The sequence below is a fragment of the Oleiphilus sp. HI0066 genome, from assembly GCF_001635725.1.
This window is the reverse complement of the sequence record NZ_LWFH01001001.1, coordinates 44,518-67,434: the sequence shown is the minus strand read 5'-3', so window position 1 is coordinate 67,434 and position 22,917 is coordinate 44,518. Positions and strand designations below refer to the sequence as shown.

At 44.2% G+C, this 22,917-nt stretch carries 22 protein-coding genes; 9 read left to right on the top strand and 13 right to left on the bottom strand.

What is annotated here, in order from left to right; all coding sequences use genetic code 11:
- Positions 1-9 precede the first annotated feature (9 nt).
- Positions 10-1,926: a molecular chaperone HtpG gene (gene htpG, locus A3738_RS11850; protein WP_068476353.1), complete on the bottom strand. Its 1,917-nt coding sequence runs from the start codon at positions 1,924-1,926 to the stop codon at positions 10-12.
- Positions 1,927-2,150: 224 nt separating this feature from the next.
- On the opposite strand from htpG, the gene A3738_RS11845 reads away from it, so the two are divergent.
- On the top strand, positions 2,151-3,287 hold the full coding sequence (locus A3738_RS11845) for an SMP-30/gluconolactonase/LRE family protein (RefSeq protein WP_068476355.1): 1,137 nt from the start codon (positions 2,151-2,153) through the stop codon (positions 3,285-3,287).
- Positions 3,288-3,580: 293 nt separating this feature from the next.
- A complete protein-coding gene (locus tag A3738_RS11840) occupies positions 3,581-4,855 on the top strand; it encodes an NADH:flavin oxidoreductase/NADH oxidase family protein (protein WP_068476356.1) in 1,275 nt (424 codons plus the stop codon).
- 69 nt (positions 4,856-4,924) lie between these two features.
- Here the strand turns inward: A3738_RS11840 and A3738_RS31990 are convergent, their stop codons facing one another.
- The 8 genes from A3738_RS31990 to guaB form a co-directional block, all read right to left on the bottom strand.
- The gene (locus A3738_RS31990) at positions 4,925-5,857 is read right to left on the bottom strand and encodes a PaaI family thioesterase (RefSeq protein ID WP_068476359.1); all 933 of its coding nucleotides are present in this window, start codon (positions 5,855-5,857) and stop codon (positions 4,925-4,927) included.
- A 64-nt stretch (positions 5,858-5,921) separates the two neighbouring features.
- Positions 5,922-6,833, bottom strand: a complete 912-nt coding sequence (locus tag A3738_RS11830; RefSeq protein ID WP_197472161.1) for an alpha/beta fold hydrolase — start codon at positions 6,831-6,833, stop codon at positions 5,922-5,924.
- 4 nt (positions 6,834-6,837) lie between these two features.
- The gene (locus A3738_RS11825; RefSeq protein WP_068476361.1) at positions 6,838-8,112 is read right to left on the bottom strand and encodes a hypothetical protein; all 1,275 of its coding nucleotides are present in this window, start codon (positions 8,110-8,112) and stop codon (positions 6,838-6,840) included.
- A gap of 4 nt (positions 8,113-8,116) precedes the next feature.
- A complete protein-coding gene (locus A3738_RS11820) occupies positions 8,117-8,548 on the bottom strand; it encodes an HIT domain-containing protein (RefSeq protein ID WP_068475877.1) in 432 nt (143 codons plus the stop codon).
- 4 nt (positions 8,549-8,552) lie between these two features.
- Entirely contained in the window at positions 8,553-9,542 is a 990-nt protein-coding gene (galE, locus tag A3738_RS11815; protein ID WP_068476363.1) for a UDP-glucose 4-epimerase GalE, read from the bottom strand.
- Between the two features lie 70 nt (positions 9,543-9,612).
- On the bottom strand, positions 9,613-10,101 hold the full coding sequence (gene tadA, locus A3738_RS11810; RefSeq protein WP_068476365.1) for a tRNA adenosine(34) deaminase TadA: 489 nt from the start codon (positions 10,099-10,101) through the stop codon (positions 9,613-9,615).
- Between the two features lie 34 nt (positions 10,102-10,135).
- Positions 10,136-11,731 carry a glutamine-hydrolyzing GMP synthase gene (guaA, locus tag A3738_RS11805; protein WP_068476367.1) on the bottom strand — a complete coding sequence of 532 codons (1,596 nt, stop codon included), beginning with the start codon at positions 11,729-11,731 and terminating at the stop codon, positions 10,136-10,138.
- Positions 11,732-11,806: 75 nt separating this feature from the next.
- Complete coding sequence (gene guaB, locus A3738_RS11800; RefSeq protein ID WP_068476370.1) at positions 11,807-13,276, bottom strand: IMP dehydrogenase; 1,470 nt, start codon at positions 13,274-13,276, stop codon at positions 11,807-11,809.
- Between the two features lie 118 nt (positions 13,277-13,394).
- On the opposite strand from guaB, the gene xseA reads away from it, so the two are divergent.
- Positions 13,395-14,762 carry an exodeoxyribonuclease VII large subunit gene (xseA, locus tag A3738_RS11795; RefSeq protein ID WP_068476372.1) on the top strand — a complete coding sequence of 456 codons (1,368 nt, stop codon included), beginning with the start codon at positions 13,395-13,397 and terminating at the stop codon, positions 14,760-14,762.
- Here xseA and A3738_RS11790 read toward each other — a convergent pair.
- A complete protein-coding gene (locus tag A3738_RS11790; protein WP_068476373.1) occupies positions 14,759-15,247 on the bottom strand; it encodes a DnaJ domain-containing protein in 489 nt (162 codons plus the stop codon). The genes xseA and A3738_RS11790 overlap by 4 nt on opposite strands.
- A 199-nt stretch (positions 15,248-15,446) precedes the next feature.
- On the opposite strand from A3738_RS11790, the gene A3738_RS11785 reads away from it, so the two are divergent.
- Entirely contained in the window at positions 15,447-16,601 is a 1,155-nt protein-coding gene (locus A3738_RS11785) for a GGDEF domain-containing protein (RefSeq protein WP_068476376.1), read from the top strand.
- On the opposite strand, the gene A3738_RS11780 is transcribed toward A3738_RS11785, so the two are convergent.
- Complete coding sequence (locus tag A3738_RS11780) at positions 16,587-17,000, bottom strand: PaaI family thioesterase (protein ID WP_068500914.1); 414 nt, start codon at positions 16,998-17,000, stop codon at positions 16,587-16,589. The two genes, A3738_RS11785 and A3738_RS11780, sit on opposite strands and share 15 nt — an antisense overlap.
- A 156-nt stretch (positions 17,001-17,156) precedes the next feature.
- Between A3738_RS11780 and A3738_RS11775 the strand changes: the two genes are divergently transcribed.
- The 4 genes from A3738_RS11775 to A3738_RS11760 are packed head-to-tail and all read left to right on the top strand — an operon-like array spanning position 17,157 to position 20,093.
- Positions 17,157-18,893: a proline--tRNA ligase gene (locus A3738_RS11775; protein ID WP_068476379.1), complete on the top strand. Its 1,737-nt coding sequence runs from the start codon at positions 17,157-17,159 to the stop codon at positions 18,891-18,893.
- A complete protein-coding gene (locus A3738_RS11770; RefSeq protein ID WP_068476637.1) occupies positions 18,886-19,476 on the top strand; it encodes a lytic transglycosylase domain-containing protein in 591 nt (196 codons plus the stop codon). Before A3738_RS11775 ends, A3738_RS11770 begins: the two co-directional genes overlap by 8 nt.
- Before the next feature lie 17 nt (positions 19,477-19,493).
- On the top strand, positions 19,494-19,715 hold the full coding sequence (locus A3738_RS11765; RefSeq protein WP_068476381.1) for a DUF2835 domain-containing protein: 222 nt from the start codon (positions 19,494-19,496) through the stop codon (positions 19,713-19,715).
- 39 nt (positions 19,716-19,754) lie between these two features.
- Positions 19,755-20,093, top strand: a complete 339-nt coding sequence (locus A3738_RS11760) for a hypothetical protein (protein WP_068476383.1) — start codon at positions 19,755-19,757, stop codon at positions 20,091-20,093.
- Between the two features lie 62 nt (positions 20,094-20,155).
- Here the strand turns inward: A3738_RS11760 and A3738_RS11755 are convergent, their stop codons facing one another.
- On the bottom strand, positions 20,156-21,058 hold the full coding sequence (locus A3738_RS11755) for a LysR family transcriptional regulator (protein ID WP_068476385.1): 903 nt from the start codon (positions 21,056-21,058) through the stop codon (positions 20,156-20,158).
- A gap of 99 nt (positions 21,059-21,157) precedes the next feature.
- Between A3738_RS11755 and A3738_RS11750 the strand changes: the two genes are divergently transcribed.
- Positions 21,158-21,835 (top strand): type 1 glutamine amidotransferase domain-containing protein, encoded by a 678-nt coding sequence (locus A3738_RS11750; RefSeq protein WP_068476387.1) that lies wholly within the window; start codon positions 21,158-21,160, stop codon positions 21,833-21,835.
- A gap of 53 nt (positions 21,836-21,888) precedes the next feature.
- Here the strand turns inward: A3738_RS11750 and A3738_RS11745 are convergent, their stop codons facing one another.
- Positions 21,889-22,887 (bottom strand): mechanosensitive ion channel family protein, encoded by a 999-nt coding sequence (locus tag A3738_RS11745; protein WP_082878316.1) that lies wholly within the window; start codon positions 22,885-22,887, stop codon positions 21,889-21,891.
- Between the last annotated feature and the right edge of the window lie 30 nt (positions 22,888-22,917).

Below are 22,917 nucleotides of genomic sequence, written 5' to 3'. Positions count from 1 at the left end.
CTTCAGTGATTACTTAGACAAATCCAATAGCAATTTGTTCAATCGATTTACAAATGCGCCGGGCTCTTTCAATTGATCGCCCATCGCCAATGCTGCTTGGTCAAATAAAACAAGCGTCAGATCATTAAATCGTTCATCGTCTTGTTCATTATTCAACTGAGCTACAAGAGGATGCTCTGGGTTCAATTCAAAACTTGGCTTGCTTTCAGGTACAGGTTGTCCTGCAGCTTCCATGATCTTTTTCATCTGCGCATCCATATCATGCGCACCAGCAACCAAACATGCTGGGCTGTCAGTCAAACGATTCGTCATACGAACTTCATCTACTTTATCTTCAAGTAGCTCTTTGATCTGTTTAACCAATGCTTCGTATGTCTTATTCGCTTCTTCCTGTTGCTTCTTGTCTTCTTCTGCTTCGATCTCACCGAGGTCAAGCTCGCCCTTAGTGATGTCTTGAAGATGCTTACCTTCAAAATCAGACAGGTAAGAGATCATCCAGCCATCAATGCGATCGCTTAGCACTAGAACCTCAATACCCTTCTTACGGAAGATTTCCATATGTGGGCTAGAAATACCTGCCGCATGACTTTCTGCCGAGATATAGTAAATCTTGTCTTGGCTCTCTTGCATGCGAGACACGTAATCATCAAGCGATACGTTCTGAGCGCTGTCGCCGTTTGTCGTCGCGAAGCGAAGTAACTTAGCAAGTTTTTCTTTATTAGAAAGATCTTCGCCAATACCTTCTTTAATTACCTGGCCAAACTCATCCCAGAATGATTGATATTTCTCAGCATCGTTCTTGGCCATTTTGGTCAGAGTATCAAGCACACGCTTAGTCAGTGCTGTACGCAAGCTATCAACAGTCTTATCGCTTTGAAGAATTTCACGAGAAACGTTCAAACTTAAATCACGCGTATCAACAATACCTTTTACAAAACGAAGGTAGAGAGGCAGGAACTGCTCTGCTTCATCCATAATAAAAACGCGCTGTACGTATAGCTTTAAGCCACGAGGAACTTCACGGTTGTACAAATCAAACGGTGCTTTTGCAGGAATATAAAGCAAGCTTGTGTAATCGAGCTTACCTTCAACACGGTTATGGGCCCATGTTAGCGGATCCTGGAAGTCATGCGAGATATGCTTATAGAAAGACTTGTAATCATCTTCAGAGATTTCTGATTTTGACAATGTCCATAGTGCCGTCGCTTCGTTAATTGCCTCGTCTTCAGGTTCTTTCTGCTCTTCGCCTTCTGCCGCTGGCATTGGCTCAGACTTCATAATGACCGGGAAAGAAATATGATCCGAGTACTTCTTAACAAGACTGCGTAAGCGCCAGCCATCAGCAAACTCAGACTCTTCTTCTTTCAAATGCAGAACAATAGAGGTTCCACGTGCCGTGCGCTCAACTGTTTCAATCGTGAACTCACCCTCACCTTCAGAACTCCAGTGCACGCCCTGCGCAGCATCTGTGCCTGCGCGACGGGTAAAGACTTCAACCTTATTCGCAACGATGAAGGCAGAATAAAAACCAACACCAAATTGACCGATTAGCTGAGAATCTTGTTTGCTATCACCAGTCAGCTTCGACATAAATTCAGCTGTACCAGACTTAGCGATAGTGCCCAAATGATTAATGACGTCTTCACGCGTCATACCAATACCGTTATCGGTAATGGTCACTGTGTTCGCATCTTTATCGAAATCGAGACGAATCTTCAGGTCGCCATCATTTTCGTATAAAGCATCATTTGAAAGCGCTTCAAAACGTAACTTATCCTCTGCATCTGACGCGTTAGAAATCAGCTCGCGCAAGAAGATTTCTTTATTGCTATATAAGGAGTGAATCATTAAATGAAGTAATTGTTTTACTTCAGTTTGGAAGCCTAAGGTTTCAGCGTTAGCACCAAGGTTCTCAGTTGCAGACATAAAACGATCTCTCTAACTATTTTGTTTGTATCATCCAAGCGATAGCGATATACGCTCGCCAACTTTCATGTGCTTAGCAATGTGAGGTCGCTTAAAAAATTTTCAAGGCAGAGAGCGGTAAATTCACAGATGAATTTATTAACAGGTGTCGTTACACTTGTGCGGCGTTTCGACTTACTTGCGGCGCGAGCGATCCAACTCACTTATAAAAAAGAAGTCATACCATGTTGCGAGCATTTGTTATTTTTCTATTTTCTGTCGTTGTGTTTATCGGTTTAAGTGCCTCTGTACTTGATGCGATATATGGCGGCGGTGATGAATTTCCCGACCGAACAACCGAACCGACCTTAACTGCGGATGCGCTTGAACTCGTTGTAGATCTCCCCTATCCACCTGGAAATATTGCGGTCAGCTCAGAAGGTCAGGTTTTCTTTACCTATCATCCAGAAGGGCGCCCAGCGTATAACTTAGCGGAAATTGTTGATGGCGAGGTTAAGCCTCTTCGCTTAGAAGGCGAAAAAGCATCCGCTTTAAATCTCGAAACAGTACTCTCGATGCGAATCGATCAACAAAATCGATTATGGCTACTCGACTATGCAAATCATGGAACAGGAACTGCGAAAATCGCGGCTATCGATATCTATTCTCGTGAGCTCGTTCATTACTATGAATTTTCGAGCGACATCGCAGGTTTAGGCTCGCACATGAACGATTTCCAAGTAGAACCTAATGGGCGATATATCTTAATCGCTGACGCGAGTATTTTTGGCTTAGACCCCGCTGTCATTGTGTACGACACCCAAACTCAAACCGCTCGCCGCGTTATTGAAGACCATGAATCCGTTGACGCCGACAAATATATTCCGGTCGTGGAAGGTGAGAAGATGTTGATGTTTGGCGTGTTTGCTGTGCGTCCCGGTGTCGATTCAATTGCGCTAGATCGTGAAGCAAAGTGGCTTTATTTTGCGCCAGTTAGTGATGAAGCTATGTACCGTGTTCCAGTAAGTGCGCTCATTGACGAGTCCTTACCAAGAGACGAACTCTACGCTCGTATCGAACGCTTTGCTGCCAAAACCATGAGTGACGGCCTTACAACAGATAATGCGGGAAATATTTATATTTCCGATATAGAACATTCGGCGATCGTCGTGATGAATCCGCAAGGCCAATTACAAACACTATATAAATCCAAAATGCTTCGTTGGCCTGACGGCTTTAGCTTTGGCCCTAATGGAGACTTATACATGACAGCCAGTGCATTGCAGTTCGTTATGGCCAAACCTGACAGCTACATCCAGCAAAATGGTCCATATCAAATCTTTAAACTACAGACAGAACAGACTGCAACAGCAGGCCACTAAATAAATATACTCAAGACAATTGCTTGAACCGCATTCCAAACGGTTCAGGCAATCTTCTTTCTAGCACAACTCATGGCTCTCATAGCTCTCATGTCTGCCACGCATTAATCACAAATGCGTACCGATAAAGTTAAATCTTATTCGCGAGACAACATGTACAACACATGCCGATCAACGTTTAAATACTCCACAAGCGCATCAGAACCAAGCGAGATCGCCTTAAATAAGATCAAGTTGACACTCTGTCGCGTAATTGTCTTTTGTCATACAACAATAAAACGGTACTGTCTTTTATGTCTGCGAACACGTCATTAATCGGTGAATCATTAACTCTCCCTTGCGGAGCCATTCTGCCTAATAGAATTGCCAAAAGCGCAATGACCGAAGGCTTAGCCGAGAAAGGTGACTTGCCAGGAAAAGAACTTGAAACCTTGTATCGCCGTTGGTCACACGGTGGCGCAGGCCTCCACATTACGGGTAATGTCCAAGTCGATCGCCGGTATCTTGAACGTGCGGGAAATGTTGTACTAGAAGACGATAAAGATTTAGATCGTTTCAAATCTTGGGCAAAAGCAAGCCAAGAAGATGGCAATCATTGCTGGGTACAGTTGAATCACCCGGGTCGACAGTGCCCCAAACTAGTCAACAGTACGCCTTTATCGCCTTCTGATGTCCACCTAGAAATGCTTGGTAATTTTGGCAAGCCAAAGCCGATGACTGAAGCGGACATTCAAGACGTCATTCAACGCTTCGCTCGTTCAGCTGAACTCTGCAAAGAAGCCGGTTTTAAAGGGATTCAAATACATAGTGCGCATGGGTATCTACTCAGCCAGTTCTTGTCTCCGAAAGTAAATAAACGCCAAGACCAATGGGGCGGAAGCATCGAGAACCGAGCTCGCTTACTTAGAGCTATAATCAAAGCTGTGCGAGAAAAGGTCGGCGCAGAATATCCAATCGGAGTGAAGCTTAATTCTGCTGATTTCCAAAAAGATGGATTTAGCTTCGAAGAGTGCGTTCAAGTTGCCAAATGGCTCGGCGAAGACGGCGTCGATTTACTTGAGATTTCAGGCGGCACGTATGAGCAACTGAGTCTTATGGGGGTTGAACCCACAGAGGTCAGAGAGAGCACGCGCAAGCGAGAAGCCTACTTTATTGAATATGCACAACGCATTCGCGAGGCTGCCAACATTCCATTGATGGTAACAGGCGGGTTCCGATCACGCTCTGTTATGGAGAAAGCGCTTGCGGATAAAGAACTCGATGTGATTGGTTTGGCACGCCCCCTTTGCACGCAAGTAAACTGTCCACGCGATCTGATTGAATCAAAGATTGACAGTCTAGACGACTATGAACATCAACTTGTTCTCGGCAAAGGCTTTTGGGGAAATAATAGTCGCTCTGATCTCATTAAAGCGATCAATAGCTTCGGCGCGGTTGGTTTTTATTACTGGCAGATGATTCTGCTAGCGAAAGGCAAGGAGCCAAATCCTAAGACTACAACGGTGCGTTATTTCCTTCGTCATATGAAGAATGACTTCAAACTAAACATGCGAAGAAAATTTGGTTAACGAGAAGCCTTATAATCGAAAACATATGAGCGCTGAACTTAAGCAGCGCTCATAAAAATTTGGAGGTTGTTATTCCAATAAGAAATGGGCACGCGCTAAGGCAATAGGCTTTTCTCTTCTTTGCTGCCATGCATGCACTTCCACATTCGCAACACGCCCTCCCTGACGAGTCACTTCGCAGTGGACGAAAGTATCTCTATCTAGACCGGCACGTAGATAATCGATCGAAAAATCGATAATCCTAGGAATCACGCCCCCAGGTTGCGTGGCTAGCAAATGCAGCATGCTCGCCATTTCCATAAAGCCACCTAATACACCACCATGAATCGCTGGCAAAATAGGGTTTCCTATATTACTTGGCTGACGATTTAACTTGTAAAATCCTGCGGCTGGTTCTCCATCTAATTCCACCCCAATATAAGACGCATAAGGGATAGCAGAAATCAGTGGTTCGAAATCTTTCGTTGCGAGTGCTGATGCACGAAGGTCCTTTAAGCTAACCTGCGATCGTGTGTTCTCATTGAAAGTAAATTCGGGTATTTGAGTGCCTTTGGTCATATGTTCCAAAGATGGAATACCTTTGGCACCCATGCGCATAAACGTGGCCACACAATGCGCGACAGTGCGATCAACTTGGTAAGCTTCACAACGCATGAATACGATATTTTTAGTGACGCGATAACAACTAGCGCGCGCATATACGGGTTGATCAGGTCGTGCTGAACGCATGTAATCAACACGTAAGTCTAAAGTTGGACAGAGCTCAAACTCTGGCAATGCACATAAAACCCCTGCGCCGGCAGCTGTATCCATTAGGGTAGTAATCGCCCCCCCATGAATAACACCAGTATCAGGGTTACCAATAATTTTCTCTGTATAAGGAAGTTCTAAGATTAATTCATTCTCGCGTGCCGAAGCTACGGTAATTCCGAGCGCCTGGCATTGAGCCAAAACAGAAATAAACCCTTCGACCTGACCTAACAAAATACTTTCGTCACGCATTCTTTATACAACCATTGTTTGAGAAAGGCAGGATTATAGTGAACTTCGTCACAAATAATAAGGCTTAAGCATCATACCCAAGCAGAGAAAGCAGCAATTCACTGGATTGCTCGGGCTGTTCAAACATAAAACAATGCCCGCCAATGGTTTTGCTTGCTTCTACAAAGGGATATTGGCGCGCTAGCTTAGGCAAGTTGGCACGCACAAAGTCATACGTGCGTGAGCCATAAATCATGTGCACAGGTATACCCAAGGCAGCTAGAGAAGACCAAACCGAGTTCGAGTAACTCGAGAAAATATTACTCTCTATTTTCGGCGGACATTTCAGTGAAAAACCACCGTTTTCATCTGATTTTATCGCATGATTAAGGTAGGAGCGTAAACAATCATCATCCCAGCCTTTGAAAGTGCCGCGTTGATAAAAGTAATTCCATAATGCTTCTTCGTCAGGCCAATACGTACCGCGAACAAGCGCTTGTTTTGCCAGGGGAAAGTGCTTTGACAGACCCAACATGCGTAAGCCATTCGCCGCATATGACCACGATCTCGACCCAATAATTGGATCTAACAAAAATACTTTCGTGAATAGCTTTGGGTCGATCTGTGTCATCAATAACGTGTTCACACCTCCAAAACTATGGCCTATCCCTATTCGCTCCACATCAGCCCATAAGGTTGAATAGTGCTGCCACACTTCAGTAAAGCTAGATGCACTATCATCCCAATCAGTAAAAGGACGAACTCCTGCGTCACTATCGCCATGTCCTTGCGCATTACTCAAAAAGATATCGAAATGTTTACTCAAGGGCCCTAGGAACTTTTCATACACCAAGCCGTTAAATCCATTGCCATGAAGAAAATGAATCACCGGTTTTCCAGTTGGAGGGGTGTAATGTCCACGCAAAGTAAAGCCTGCAGAGACGGTGTATTGCCATGGTTCCAAACCATGAATATACGAAGAGACTTGTTGGGCCAAGTGACTACCTATGAGTGATTAATGCCTGATATTTCTTTTTCAATGAATGAGTCATTTCATTGCTAATCGCATCCAGCGACTCTAAAGAAACAGGAGGATAATAATGCGAGCGGTAATGGTTCACAAATTTTAGTGTTAAAAAACCATCAAACCACTGGTGAAAGGCACTCTCAAATTGGCTTGGTGTATTCACTTGACGATGAGCATGCTGACAAAACGTATCAAAGCCTAAGTATTTCAGCGTGTCCAATAGTTTAGTGTTTTTGGATAAAGCGCCAATAAAACTCGGCATGATACGCTCCATCTCACCCAATAAAATCGCCTGTTCTAAGGAATCATATAAGTACTTAAGATCTGCGAATGTCTTAGGAGAATCGAAGCCGTAGTCATCGCCTTGGTTGTGCTCATGCTTCATTTTTTCCAAGGCTTGGCCAGTACCAAAGGGGACTCGTGAACTTAATCTGCCAGCCACACTCACAACAGGAGATTCTATACTTTCAACACCATGTAATTTGGCCAGTTTATTGAGCAGATAAAAGTCTTCTCCAGCTGATTTTTTAGGTACACCTCGAACCCGACAGTAATCGTCCACATCAATCACTATGATCGAACCAAGCGCTATATATCCGTAAGGAGACCCTGATGCTTTCAAGCGTTCAGCGACATAATGCAGTTTAAAATCATACAAAGCGCTTTCCCTAGCTAGCCCCTTCTCTGCCTGATGTTCAACACCTAAAACACATGCACTAGGACGGCTTTCAAAAGATGGGAGGTCAAAATAATCTGAGGGCAAGATAGCGTCAGCATCACTAAAATACAGCCAAGTAGGTATATGGTTTGAGAGCTGCGCGATAACTATATCTGCCCCAATTTTTCGCGCCAAGCCTACTGCTTTTTTAGCAGGTAATAGACGAGTTTGAGCGCAGTGATCAATGATTATTAATCGATGCCAATCATTTAACCTTGCAAGATAAATATGTGGATTTAAACGCTGCATCTCAAGGGCATCGATAAAATGAGAAAGCGCGCTTTCAGTTCGTCGACGAGCATCTTCAGCCCCGCCCTTAGGAGCATTAAACACCCAAACACTAATCAGGTTATCTGTTCGTGGCATATCTAAAAAGCGCGTTAATGCGCTAACAGACTCATCATAGATAGGAAGAACAAAACCAGTTACAAGGTCTGAATCGAGCTGAAGAACATCAGACTCTTGAGAAAACGCTAAGCTTTCGGGCTCAGCGTGTCGTTGCAGATAACGAGTTCGAATAGTTAGCGCCAAAGGACTATGCGAATGCAGGCTTTAGCAAATTGATTAAGGCTTCTTTTTGATCTGTGAGCGCTGCGTCGTCATATGGCTTTACCGAGTGACGCCCCCATATAGGAGCAGGCCAAGCTATGTCATTTTTGAAACGAACGACATGATGGATATGTAACTGTGAAACGACATTCCCTAAGGCCGCTATGTTTAGTTTTTCACCCTGAAAGTATTGCATCAAAGTTTTCGACAAAAACACTGATTCTGCATCAAATTGAGCACGCTGATCGTCGCTCAACTCATACAGCTCTTTCATCACATCATCGTTATCAGACATCACTCTTGGTACGAGAATGCACCAAGGGTATTGCTGATCATTCATCAGCAATACTCGACATAATGGCCAATCGACTAAAAACTCTGTGTCGCCAGCGAGGCGCTCATCCAAAATAAAGTTCACAGACTTATCCTTGCTCCTGACGCGACTGCCAAACAGCTTCCCAATCCAACGCGGATTTAACAATGACGTCTAAGTTGTCATGATCAGGAACCCATCCAAGCGTTTCTTTGATCTTGGTGTTATCTGCCATTAACGCGTCTGGATCACCTGCACGACGCTCAGTTTCCTCAACAGGGAAATCTTTACCTGATTGCGCTTTCACTACATCAATGACTTCTTTTACGGTGAAGCCTCGGCCGTAGCCACAGTTCAAGATACTAGACTCACCACCCTGTGCCATAAAATCTAAGGCCATAACGTGTGCTTTCGCCAAATCATCAACGTGAATATAATCACGAATACAGGTTCCATCGCGGGTATCGTAATCCGTTCCAAATACCTTCATACCTGATCTAGCCCCATTCACACATTCACAAGCCACTTTAATCAGGTGCGTTGCTTCAGGCGTCGCTTGACCAATTCTGCTATCAAGATCTGCTCCAGCGACATTAAAGTAACGTAGAATCACGTGTTTCAAATTTGATGCAAATGATAAATCACGGATCATCTGCTCACTCATCATTTTAGACGCACCATAAGGATTGATCGGTGCAAGAGGCATATCTTCTGTCAGTACTTTCTCATCAGGCATCCCATATACGGCAGCCGTAGATGAGAACACCATGTACGGAGTTTGATGTTTTTCAATCACACTCAATAAATTGAGGGTATTGCGCGTGTTATTTCCGTAATATTTAAGAGGATTTTCAACGGACTCAGGAACAACAATATTTGCGGCAAAGTGCAACACAGCTTCAAACTTATGTTCAGCAAACAAAGCATCCAGCCTATCAAAATCACCGACGTCACCAATGACCAATTCGCCATAGGTCACAGCCCATTCATATCCCGTCGAAAGATTGTCAAAGACAACAATATCGTATCCAGCTTCACCTAGTTGCTTAACAACATGGCTTCCAATATAACCAGCTCCTCCGGTCACCAACACCTTCATGGCTCTTCCTTAATTCCAACTTAATTTACAGATTCAGAGTTTATTTACTTCTAGCTTAATAAAAGTATATCTAAGACTTCGCAGCTTGCTTAAGAGCTTTCTTTTTTTCGCGACGCAAAGCAAAAAATGAAGAAATAAGACGACTCGACTCTTCGGCTAACACTCCCTGTGTCACCTCAACAGAAGTATTCATCGCGGGGTGATCTAACAATTGATTCTGACTAACAACCGCTCCAGCTTTTGGCTCAATAGCACCAAACACGACGCGCTTTAAACGTGCATGAACAATCGCTCCGGTGCACATGGTGCATGGCTCTATGGTGACATATAGGGTCGCTTCAGGGAGTCGATAATTACCAACACGTTCGCAGGCATCCCTAATTGCCAGAACTTCTGCATGGGCTGTCGGGTCGCAACTGCCAATTGGCGCATTGCAACCCTGCCCTACAATCTCATCATCTATGACAACAACAGCCCCTACAGGAACTTCCTGATTTCCAGCAGCTTGCTCGGCCAGAGCCAAGGCCTTTTGCATCCAGAAAACATCGTCTTTTTTCATGATGAGTATCTTTCTAGTTGATCTGAATAACGAATTATTCCCACTCAATTGTTGCAGGTGGCTTAGACGAAATATCATAAGTCACGCGCGACACACCAGAGATTTCGTTAATAATTCGATTAGAAACTAACTCTAAAAACTCATACGGCAAGTGAGCCCATCGCGCGGTCATGAAATCAATTGTTTCTACTGCCCGAAGCGCAATCACGTATTCATAACGACGCGCATCTCCAACAACACCTACAGATTTCACTGGTAGGAATACTGCAAAGGCTTGGCTTGTTTTGTGGTACAAGTCGTGACGGTGTAATTCTTCAATAAAGATATTGTCCGCAAGACGCAATAAATCCGCGTACTCTTTTTTGACTTCACCCAAAATACGAACACCTAAACCCGGGCCTGGGAAGGGATGACGATAAACCATGTCGTAAGGCAAGCCCAATTCGAGACCAATCTTACGCACCTCATCTTTGAACAGCTCACGCAATGGCTCTACAAGTTTGAGCTTCATGTCTTCTGGCAAGCCACCTACGTTGTGGTGCGACTTAATAACATGTGCTTTGCCTGTCTTCGATGCTGCAGATTCGATAACGTCAGGATAAATAGTGCCTTGCGCCAACCACTTAACATTCTCGATTTTGGCTGACTCTTCATCGAACACTTCGATGAACGTGTTACCAATAATCTTGCGCTTATCTTCTGGGTCTGATGCGCCCTCGAGGCGACTTAAGAATAAATCAGCCGCGTCTGCGCGAATCACTTTAACGCCCATGTTTTTCGCGAACATTTGCATGACTTGATCGCCCTCGTGCAAACGCAACAAGCCATTATCAACGAACACACAGGTCAATTGATCGCCAATCGCCTTGTGCAATAAAGCAGCGACAACAGATGAATCAACACCACCCGATAAACCAAGCAACACGTGATCACTACCCACTTGCTCTCTAATCGTCTCAATTGCATCCGCTACAATTTTGCTTGGCGTCCAAAGCGCATCACACTGCGCAATCTCGAGCACAAAGTGTTCTAAAATACGCTTACCTTGAAGAGTATGCGTTACTTCTGGGTGGAACTGTACCCCGAAGAAATTGCGAGATTCATCGCACATCCCCGCAACAGGGCAAGAAGGCGTTAGCGCCATCAACTCAAAGCCTTCTGGGATTTCTACAACTTTATCGCCATGACTCATCCAAACATCAAGTAGAGACTCACCATTCTCACCAAGATGATCGCGTACATCAGCAAACAAACGGCTATTACCTACTACTTCAATTTGTGCATAACCAAATTCGCGAACTTCTGAGCTTTCAACACGACCACCTAATTGTTCCGCCATGGTTTGCATGCCATAGCAAATACCAAGAACCGGTACACCTAAGTCAAACACAGCTTGCGGGGCTCTAGGGGTGTTATCGCCGGTTACAGACTCAGGACCACCTGCGAGAATAATCGCTTTAGGCTGATACTCTTTGATCTCTTCGTCGCTCATATCAAATGCGCGAATCTCACAAAACACACCAATTTCACGAACACGACGAGCAATAAGCTGAGTGTATTGAGAACCAAAATCTAAAATAAGCACACGATGTGCATGAATGTTTTGCGATACAGATTCAGAACTAGACATACTTTTTAATACCTTAAAAAACAATCGGGAGCCGCTGACTCCCGATTGTTGTTACTTAAAACTTCACTCTACTTATCAACCGACGCGGTAGTTAGGCGCTTCCTTGGTAATTGTTACATCATGAACATGACTTTCCTTCATCCCTGCTGCAGTAATCTTTGTAAATTCAGGTTTAGTGCGCATTTCTTCAATATCCGCGCTGCCTGTATACCCCATACTAGAACGCAAACCGCCCATAAGTTGATGGATAATAGCAGTCATTGGTCCCTTACACGCAACTCGTCCTTCAATACCTTCTGGCACGAGTTTGTCGACACCAGATTTCGCGTCTTGGAAATAACGATCGCTCGAACCTTGAGCTTGTCCCATTGCACCTAATGAGCCCATGCCACGATATGCTTTGTAGCTACGACCTTGATATAACTCAATCTCACCAGGCGCCTCATCAGTACCAGCCAACAAACTGCCAATCATGATCGTGCTAGCTCCAGCAACAATCGCTTTTGCCACATCACCAGAAAAACGAATACCCCCATCTGCGATAAGCGGAATACCAAGTGGTTGCAGGGCTTCAGCCACGTTTGCAATGGCAGAAATTTGAGGAACGCCAATACCTGCAACAATTCGAGTGGTACAAATCGAACCAGGGCCAATCCCGACTTTCACAGCATCGGCGCCCGCTTCAGCTAAGGCAATTGCAGCCTCTGCCGTCGCAATATTACCGCCAATAACGTCAACTTGAGGGTAGTTATCTTTTACCCAACGGACACGATCAAGCACGCCCTTCGAATGACCGTGTGCGGTATCGACTACAATCACGTCGACACCTGCTGCAACGAGCGCAGCAACACGCTCTTCTGTCCCTTCACCCGTACCAACAGCAGCACCAACACGAAGCTGGCCATACTCATCTTTGCTTGCGTTTGGATAATCTTGAGACTTTTGAATGTCTTTAACCGTGACAAGCCCTTTTAATTCAAAGTCGTCATTAACAACCAAAACCTTTTCGATACGATTTTTATGCAACATATCTTTAATGGCATCACTTGTCTCGCCTTCTTTCACAGTCACCAATCGTTCTTTCGGCGTCATGATTTCTGACACTTTAGTATCTAGACGGCTTTCAAAACGAATATCGCGTCCAGTTACAATTCCAAGTAAGTCCTTGCCATCGACAACTGGGAGGCCTGAGATTTTGTTTGCTGCAGTAATCTCTAATACTTCGCGGACAGTATTATGAGGCGATACAGTAATGGGGTCTTTCACCACGCCACTTTCGAATTTTTTAACGGCTTTTACCGTTGCAGCTTGTTCCTCAACGGTCATATTTTTGTGAACAATACCGATACCACCTTCCTGAGCCATCGCAATCGCGAGATTCGCTTCGGTAACAGTATCCATCGCCGCGGACAATAAAGGGATATTGAGGTCGATATTACGAGTGAGTCGAGTTTTGAGCGACACTTGGTTGGGAAGGACTTCCGAATACCCAGGAATGAGTAGGACGTCGTCAAAAGTTAATGCGTCTTGAGCTATTCGCAACATAGGGAGGATTCCTTAGCCTTGCCGAGAAAAGCGGTTTATTATAGTCGCCCTAGCAACTTGCTGTAAATCACTAATTTATATAGACTTTTCATAACCAACTGGTCAACATAAGCCCGCTATGCTCCCTCAAGAAGCCACCAACAATAAACCGACCGCACTTAGCGTCTCAGAACTGAATCGCCAAGTTAAACGAATGCTTGAAGTCAGTTACGCACAAGTATGGGTAAGCGGTGAGCTTAGCGGCCTTGCAAGACCAAGTTCAGGCCATTGGTACTTTTCTTTAAAAGACCAAAAAGCGCAAATTCGCTGTGCCATGTTTCGCGGTGCCAATCAACGACTACGCTTCCAACCAAAAGACGGTGATGAAGTTATTGTTCGTGGGAAACTCAGCCTATATGAAGGTCGCGGCGATTATCAACTGATCGTCGATAGCATGGAGCCAGCTGGGCTCGGCGCACTTCAAGCCGCATTTGACGCTTTGAAGCTTAAGCTAAATCAAGAAGGTCTTTTTGACAGACAGCATAAAAAACCAATTCCTCAAATGGCTAAGCGCGTTTGTGTCATTACATCTCGTTCGGGAGCCGTCATACACGACATCATCCACGTTACGAAGCGCCGCTTTCCAGGATTGGAAATAATATTAATCCCTGTCAAAGTGCAAGGCGAAGGCGCTGCACAAGAAATCGCAAAAGCAATCCAACTCGCAAATGATAAACAGATTGCAGATGTATTGATCGTAGGCCGTGGAGGTGGCTCTTTAGAAGACTTATGGGCATTCAATGAAGAAGTTGTTGCTCGTGCAATCTTTGATAGTGCATTGCCAATTGTGAGTGCGGTTGGGCACGAAGTAGATGTATCCATTGCCGATATGGTTGCAGACATGCGCGCCCCCACACCTTCTGCTGCGGCAGAATACATCACACCAGATCAGTATGAGCTCACCCAAAAATTAGATGATCAACATCGTCGATTACAGTTTTTGTTGCGAAACAAACTTCACCAATCTCAGCAGATCTTGAATACGCATCGTAATCGACTGCAAAGTCCGAGTTACTTACTCGCCCAAAAACGATTACACGCAGAAAATTTGGTTGGTCGCTTACATCAAGCCGCGCAAACGAAAATTCAAAACAATGCAGTATCGATAAGCAAAATAGAGGGGCGACTAGAGCGATTCCACCCGAAGTTGCAACTCGCTCAAGCTAAGCACAAGACCCAGCATCTTTCTCAAAAACTCTCCGACATAATACAAAGAGTTATGTCCCAACAAGAGCATCAACTGAGCTTAGCTGTCAACAAACTTAATCTTGTCAGTCCTTTAGCAACAATGGATCGAGGGTATAGCGTCCTACTGAACAATGAAAAAAAGGCGATTGTATCACCAGATCAAGTGGAACATAACGAAGTGCTGACCGCCAAAGTCAAAGAAGGAGAGTTGCGCTTAAAAGTCCAGAAAACGGAACACCCTCAGCAAGAACTTTTTTAAGATAATAAGATGTCTTTGGCTTGATTTAGTTGCGCAGCCAAGAAATCATTGCCTCCCCTATCAGGATGACATTTCTGCATTAGCTTACGATGCGCATCTACAATTTCCTGCTTGCTCGCGCCTTCAGCTAATCCCAATACCTTGAGCGCATCATCTCTCGTGGTAATCGTCGCTTTTTTAAGTTCGTCACCAGACTCATCTTTATCTTGCTTTCCCTTCCTTCTTTCAGACACGAACCTTCGTAAAACAGGCACATAGCGCAGTAAAGGATAAATACGTCGAGCAAAAGGGATTAAACCTGTCACAACCGCAGCGATGTAATGCAGTCGACCGGTTAATGTCAAAAACAACACACCAGCAAATAGCACGCTAAACAAAAAGCCAAAAACAAGCTTCTTTCTTCGTTGAGGAGAACCCGAATTATAAGCTTTCACAAATAGGATGATTGCAATCAAAACAATCACTGGAATCAACAAACGAAACACTGAAACTACCCTCAATGCATTGTAGAAAAATCGTACCACAAGCCAACATGATCACATATCTACCATTCTTATCAGCCGAATTAGTAGCCTATGCTAAACTTAGCGCTATCAGTCGGTTGGGCTTAGCTCATCATGATAAGTGCACTAATATTACCGGCTGAGCACTAAATTATAAAAATAGCGAGGCATAGCTCTTCAAATGAGCGATACAGATTATTACAGTGTTCTACGTATAAAAGCATTCAATGATTTAGCAAATCGAGCAAAACCAGGCATTTTTATTTATGCCATCGTTTGGTTTGCCATTGCGTTCTCGCTTAATCTGCATGAATCAAGCCCTCTATTCTTCCAAATCAATAGCGGTCTGATTGTCTTAATATTTATCACTCGCTTAACCCATCTATTTCTACGAAAACAAGTAGACAAACATAACGTCAACTTCTTAGAGATGTGGCTTACAACAAGCATTCTTCTTGCGGCGTTGCACTGGGGATTGATGAGCGCGTGGATTTTCTATGACAGCGAATTGACGAACATTGAGCCACCGATGCTCATTGTTCTAGCCGCCTTCGCAATGGGGGGAACCAGCACTTTAAGCATCTCTCCACTCATTCGAAAACTTTATCCAGTCGTTTTATTTTATCCAAGCATTATCTATTTCTTATGGAATCAAAACGCTAATGACCTCTTATATGCAGGCTTAATGGTCACGTCATGGGGATATATTTTAATTGCCTCAAAATCAGCCGAGCATGATTATTGGCAGGCTATTTCAAACAATCTTATTGCCGAAGAACGCGCCAAAGAACTTGAAAAACTAAGCGTCACTGACCCTCTCACTCAAATCAAAAACAGAATGTTTTTCGATGCCGAGTTTGAAAAAGAATGGCAAAGAGGTGCTCGCTTGAAATCATGCCTATCCATATTGATGGTAGATCTCGATTACTTTAAACAGATTAATGATAACTATGGCCATATCTTTGGCGATGAAGTTCTAATCAAAGTCGCGAGCTGCTTGTCAGAAACACTTATGCGCCCTGCAGATTGCGTTGCACGATACGGCGGTGAGGAGTTTATATTATTACTTCCTAACACTGGCGAAGAAGGCGCATCAACAATCGCAGAACGTTTAACCAGAAAAGTAGCTGAACTGCACTTTGAGCATGATGAAAAGAAAGTTCAAATCACATGTTCTATCGGCGGTGCAACGGCATACCCTCACCCAAACCAAGACCGCGCAGACCTTGTAAAACGCGCAGACAGTGCGTTGTATGAAGCAAAAGATCAAGGTCGTAATCGATTCATATTCAATGAAGAAGCGCTCGACCCTTCTGTACCGTTAATTGGGCGGTAATGCGTAGCTCCCTGTTACATGGGCCACTAGCTCTTTCGATTCCGAAGTAACAATATCAACTTCACAGTAAGCGATACATTTACCTAACTTTAGAATTTTACCTTCAGCAATAATATCTTCCTCGCCTGGGCGCTGCATAAAGTTAATATTCAAATTACTCGTAACCGCCATCGCGACCTTGCCCATAGAACCTAAAATCGCGACATACATCGCGGTATCACCAGCAGCCATTAGAACTGGGCCGGATACACTCCCACCAGGGCGCTTATTTTTGTCGTCAAATGGGATACGAATTCTTGAGAATCCCTCTTCAATCGTTTCTACGCGCAAATCAATTTCTTCAGCCATGGGGATCCATGCGCGAATCAAGCTTTGAACTTCTTCTGCTTGTAAGGCCATATTAAATGTTCTCTTGTTATTCAAACTTAGACTATACGATTAGTCTCAGGCTCTTTAAAATAAGCGCCATTGAGCAATACGATCACCTGCCCTCTCATACATGGCAATACTTGATCACGTTAACTGACTATCTCTACTACAGGACAATCACAGCAAATGCGCGCTAGCCGATTCCTTATCGCAACTCAAAAAGAAACCCCATCTGACGCTGAAGTTATTAGCCACCAACTCATGCTGCGAGCAGGTTTGATTCGTAAACTCGCATCTGGTTTATACAATTGGCTCCCCATGGGCTTGCGAGTGCTACGAAAGGTCGAACATATCGTTCGAGAAGAAATGGATCGAGCAGGTGCACAAGAGCTTTTGATGCCAGTTGTTCAACCAGCTGAACTATGGGAAGAGTCTGGGCGCTGGCAACAATATGGAGGAGAATTACTTCGTATTAAAGACCGTCACGAACGCGATTTTTGCCTTGGCCCAACGCACGAAGAAGTTATCACTGACATCATTCGCGATGAACTAAAAAGCTACAAACAGCTACCTGCTAACTTTTATCAGATCCAAACCAAATTCCGTGACGAGCGCCGCCCACGTTTTGGCGTGATGCGCGCACGCGAGTTTGTCATGAAAGACGCTTACTCGTTTCACGTAAACAAGGAATCATTAGACGAGACCTACGAGCAAATGCATGCGGCATATGTTCGTATATTCGAGCGATTAGGCCTTGATTTTCGTCCAGTACAAGCCGATTCAGGGAGCATTGGTGGCAGTTCTTCTCATGAATTCCATGTGCTAGCTGGTTCAGGCGAAGATGACATCGCTTTCTCAACAGAAAGCAGCTATGCCGCAAATATAGAAATGGCCGAAGCTCTAGCACCTACTGGAGAGCGTAATGCGCCAAGTCAGGATATGGCTGAGGTTGCGACACCAGAACAGAATACAATTGCTGAAGTAGCTGAAGCGCTTAATATCAGCGCAGAACAATGCGTGAAAACGCTCATTGTGCTAGGCGAAGCACCTGAAGGCGAAGACGATGCCGAAGCGCCTTTGGTAGCGCTTGTTCTACGTGGCGATCACGAACTGAACGATATCAAAGCCGAAAAAATTGAAGGGGTCGCATCTCCGTTACAATTTGCACCGGAAGAACGTATCGAGAAAGAACTAAATGCAAAAGTTGGTTCACTAGGCCCTATCGGTTTAGACATATTAACAGTCGTGGATCGCAGTGCTGCGCATCTTTCAGATTTCTGCTGCGGCGCAAACAAAACAGGTTTCCATTTAACTGGCGTTAATTGGGAAAGAGATGTCGCACTCAACACAATCGCAGACCTTCGCAATGTTGTTGAAGGCGATGCAAGCCCTGACGGTAAAGGGTCACTCGTTATTAAGCGTGGCATCGAAGTGGGACACATCTTCAAGCTTGGAGATAAATACAGCTCAGCCATGAATGCTTCTGTGCTCGATGAAAATGGTAAAGCCAAAATTATGGAAATGGGGTGCTACGGCATTGGCGTTTCACGCATCGTCGCCTCTGCAATCGAGCAAAACAACGACGACAATGGCATTATCTGGCCACAAGCTATGGCGCCTTTTGATCTCGCCCTCGTGCCTTTAAATATGCATAAATCCGAAGCTGTCGCAGAAAAAACTGAAGAGCTGTATGAAGCGCTTAAAGCCAAAGGTATCGATGTGCTAATGGACGATAGAAACGAGCGCCCAGGCTTCAAGTTCGCTGACATGGAATTGATAGGTATTCCGCATCGCGTAGTGATCAGTGATCGAGGTCTGAAGAACGGCACACTCGAATATAAAGGCCGTTCAGATGCTGAAAACCAAGAATTCTCTGTCGATAGTGCAGTAGAGGAAATTTGTAATAGGCTTGGTCTTGCATAAACAAGCTTTATATCGCATTTATCGCATTGTTCTGGCGGCCATTTTACTATGGCTGCCCGTTCTTGGTTGGGCCATACAAGAACCCGATACCGAACTAACCAAGCTATTACAAGAAGCAGTCACCGATGCATCAAGCTTTGATGATCGCTTTGACGCGGAAGTTTGGCTAGTCGATATGTCGAGCAGGTTAAAACGTTACATCAAAGACCCAAAAGAGCGTGTTGATTTTCTGAAGCTCGTGCACTCTGAAGCAAAGCGCGCAGGGCTTGAACCCGAACTCGTTCTATCAGTGATTCATGTCGAGAGCTTATTCAAGCGTTTTGCTATCTCCGTCGTGGGTGCTCAAGGCCTAATGCAGGTCATGCCATTCTGGAAAAATGAAATTGGTCGAACCGAAGACAATCTCATGGATACAGCCACTAACTTACGCTATGGATGCACAATACTTAAGCATTACATTAACCGAGAAAAAGGTAATCTAATTCGAGCACTCGCTCGCTATAATGGCAGCCTAGGCCGAACAAAATACCCTGAAAAAGTACTATTATTCTGGGAACGATACTGGTTCGTGAAACACGTTTAGCCTATATCACGCACGACATGCAGCAGATTATTGTTGATTTACGCATATCAAGAGAGGAATGGCTCAGGCTCTACCGAGGAGAGTCGCAGCTTGTTCGGGCTATGTCTCGCGATGGCCGTAGCGTGCAATTTCCAGCCAATATCCTAAGCTCTTTCACCACACATGATGGAATCAGTGGAACATTCGCTATTCAATTTAACGAGCAAGGCAAGTTCCAAAGCATTACTCAGATCGCCTAACAACAGCACCTTTAAAAGCGCAGAAAAATAGAGACCACTATGACCACACTTTCTCATCACGACATCATTAAACTCAATGAAAAAGAGCTCGTAGCAGCTTTAAAGTCGATGTCTACGAATGAACTCGAAGTACATGCAAACAACATTATGCATGACTTAGGGGGCGATGATTATGGGACGATCATGAAGCTTGTTATGCAAACACTAGAACAAGATCAACACGCAGGCTCAGATCGCTTTAAAACCATTCAAAACGTATTACGTGACAACCTTCCAAATAAAGCGCATATGAGCGATATATACGAGCGCCTAGCGAGTATTGTGATGCTAATTATCATGCAAAAATATCGCGAAATACTGAGTACAAAAAAATCATAAGATCAGTTGAACAATGGAATTCGCGCTCACAACTTATCGACTTCACCTTCAATGAGCTCAGATCAAATCAAGTCTTTGATCTGAGCTCTTAACCATTGGCGCAAGGGATCATTTTGAGTGCGCTCATGCCATATCTGATTAATCCGAATTGATTGATCTGGCAAAGGCAAAGAGTGTACTTGCAGTGAAGGGTATAACTCACATGCCTTTTCTGCGATCGTACCCAAACAAGTCACCACTAAATCGGAATGCACGACCACACTTGCCGGAGATAAGAAACTCGATACTCCTGCAATCACATTTCTCTTTTTACCCATACGTTTTAAGGCTTTATCGATATTCCCGTTTAAATCTCCCGTTAAAGTCGTGACCAAATGGTGACAACGCAAATAACTTTCTAAATCAAGCTGATCACCCACAATACTATTTGAGCGATCAACCAACACTTTGAACGTCTCAGTATCTAAGTACTGATTTCGAAATGAATCAGGCAAATCAGAATAAAACCCCGCAATCGCAATATCACACAAGCCATTCTCTAGTTCTGATCGAGGCAAACGCCCCATTGTATTTTTGAATACTAGACTTAAGTTAGGCGCATGTTCTTGAACATAAGGGAGCAATGTTGGCAATAAACGCTGCTCCATATAGTCCGTACTGTAGATAACAATCCGATCTTCGCGATGAAGAAACTCTTGCTCATCTAGATCCAAATAAAAAGCCTCAAGCTTATCGACAAGCTGTGCAATTTTTGGCGCTAACTCGTGTGCTTTAGGTGTAGATGTTAAACCCCGCTGCGTTTTTACAAACAAAGGGTCACCAATTTCTGACCTTAGTTTGTTCAAACGCTGGCTCAAAGCCGGCTGACTAATAGCTAGACGCTCAGCGGCTCTCGATACATTCAACTCTTGATATACCGCGTGAAATGTCACTAAAAGATTTATATCTTTATTTCTGATATCCAAATTTCTTATGCCTGATATGCAATCATTCAATTTCTCTTATTTCAAAGACTACCCTAATCTCAAGCTCGAAAACATATTCATTTGTCAGGAGACTTATTGATGCGCGTACTAATGGTTTTAACATCACATTCACAACTCGGCGAAACGGCTCATGCAACAGGGCTTTGGCTAGAAGAGTTCACAACCCCGTACTACACATTCAAAGATGCTGGCGCTGATATCGTTATCGCGTCACCTAAAGGCGGGGCAGCGCCGATTGATCCGAGCAGCACTAATCCAGAAGCACAAACCGAAACAACTGAGCGTTACTATCAAGACGAAGGCTTACAAGAACTCATCGCTAACACTCAAGTATTGACCGATATGGATGCAGAAAACTTTGATGCGATTTTTTATCCAGGCGGCCACGGCCCTTTATGGGATCTCGCCAATGACGAGAAATCGATTTCTTTGATTGAAACATTCTGGAATCAAGAGAAACCTATTGGCGCCGTATGCCATGGCCCCGCTGTTTTTAAATCAACCAAAGATGAATCTGGACAATACATTGTGTCTGGTCGAAAAGTGACGGGGTTTTCTGATAGCGAAGAGGCAGCAGTAGAGCTAAGTGAGGTCGTACCATTTTCTGTAGAAGAAATGCTCAAAGCAAATGGCGGTATATACTCGGCGAAAGAAAACTGGCAAGAACACATTGAAGTGGATGGTTTGCTAGTGACAGGCCAAAACCCGGGATCTTCGCACGCAACTGCAGACGCGCTTTTAAACTTGTTGAAGTAGCCTGTACAGCACGCTATCCAGTAAACCGATAGCGTGCTTATCTATTTTTAAGCTCACAGCGATCGTTCTGGTATCGCATTGAAAACTTCTTTATCTATCGAACGCAAACGCAAATCACGTTGAGGAAATGGTATTTCAATCTCGTACTCACTGAGTTTGGTTTCGATCTCCCACAAATACATACCAATTGGGTGCTTATCGATAGGCAATTCATTTCCATTTACCCAAACAATTAACTCAAAATCTAATGAACTGTCGCCAAAATTGATCAACCACACATCTGGCTTGTGTGCCCCGTGATTAATGGTGCATGACAGCTCGAGCGAAGCTTCAATAGCAGCGCGTTTAACAATTTCCTTATCAGAACCATACGCGACACCAAAAGGGATATGCAGACGGCGCACGTCATCACTCAAGGTATAGTTGATCACTCTCCCTGAAATAAATTCCGAATTAGGGACAAGTAAATCAATGTTATCCCACGTCGTGATTTGAGTACTTCGAACATTTATTGCTTTGACTCTGCCTCGCGTACCCGAGTCGAGTTCAATTAAATCTCCAACCTTTATTGGCCTCTCGAACAGTAGAATCAAACCAGAAATAAAGTTGTTAAAGATAGACTGCAAGCCAAAGCCAACACCGACACTCAAAGCACCTGCGACAATCGCTAACTTCGTAAAATCAATGCCCAGTAAGGCAAAACACAAAAATACGGCAATGAGTAAAATCAGGTAGTGCAATAATCGGCCAAGCGTAAACATGCCTGACACTGAGAAGCTTTCATGTTTAACGGTAAGGCGGTTTAAGAAGCGACGCAGTAAGGATGAAAAGGTAAAAGCCCCAACCAGAACGACAACTACCCACACCAAATCAATAACGGTAATATCTGCCTCACCAATACTGAACAGCGCAGTATTCGTCGCATCGCTATACCAATCTTTTACATTGCTCGCGGCATGATTCGTCGTTTCACCGGCAGCAGCACTAATATCCGAAACAGTGCTGCCGATTACGCTTGTTGAAAATAGAAGAAGGAACAGTAGTCGAAGCATTCAAAAGCAATCCTTATTTGAAAGATTGCA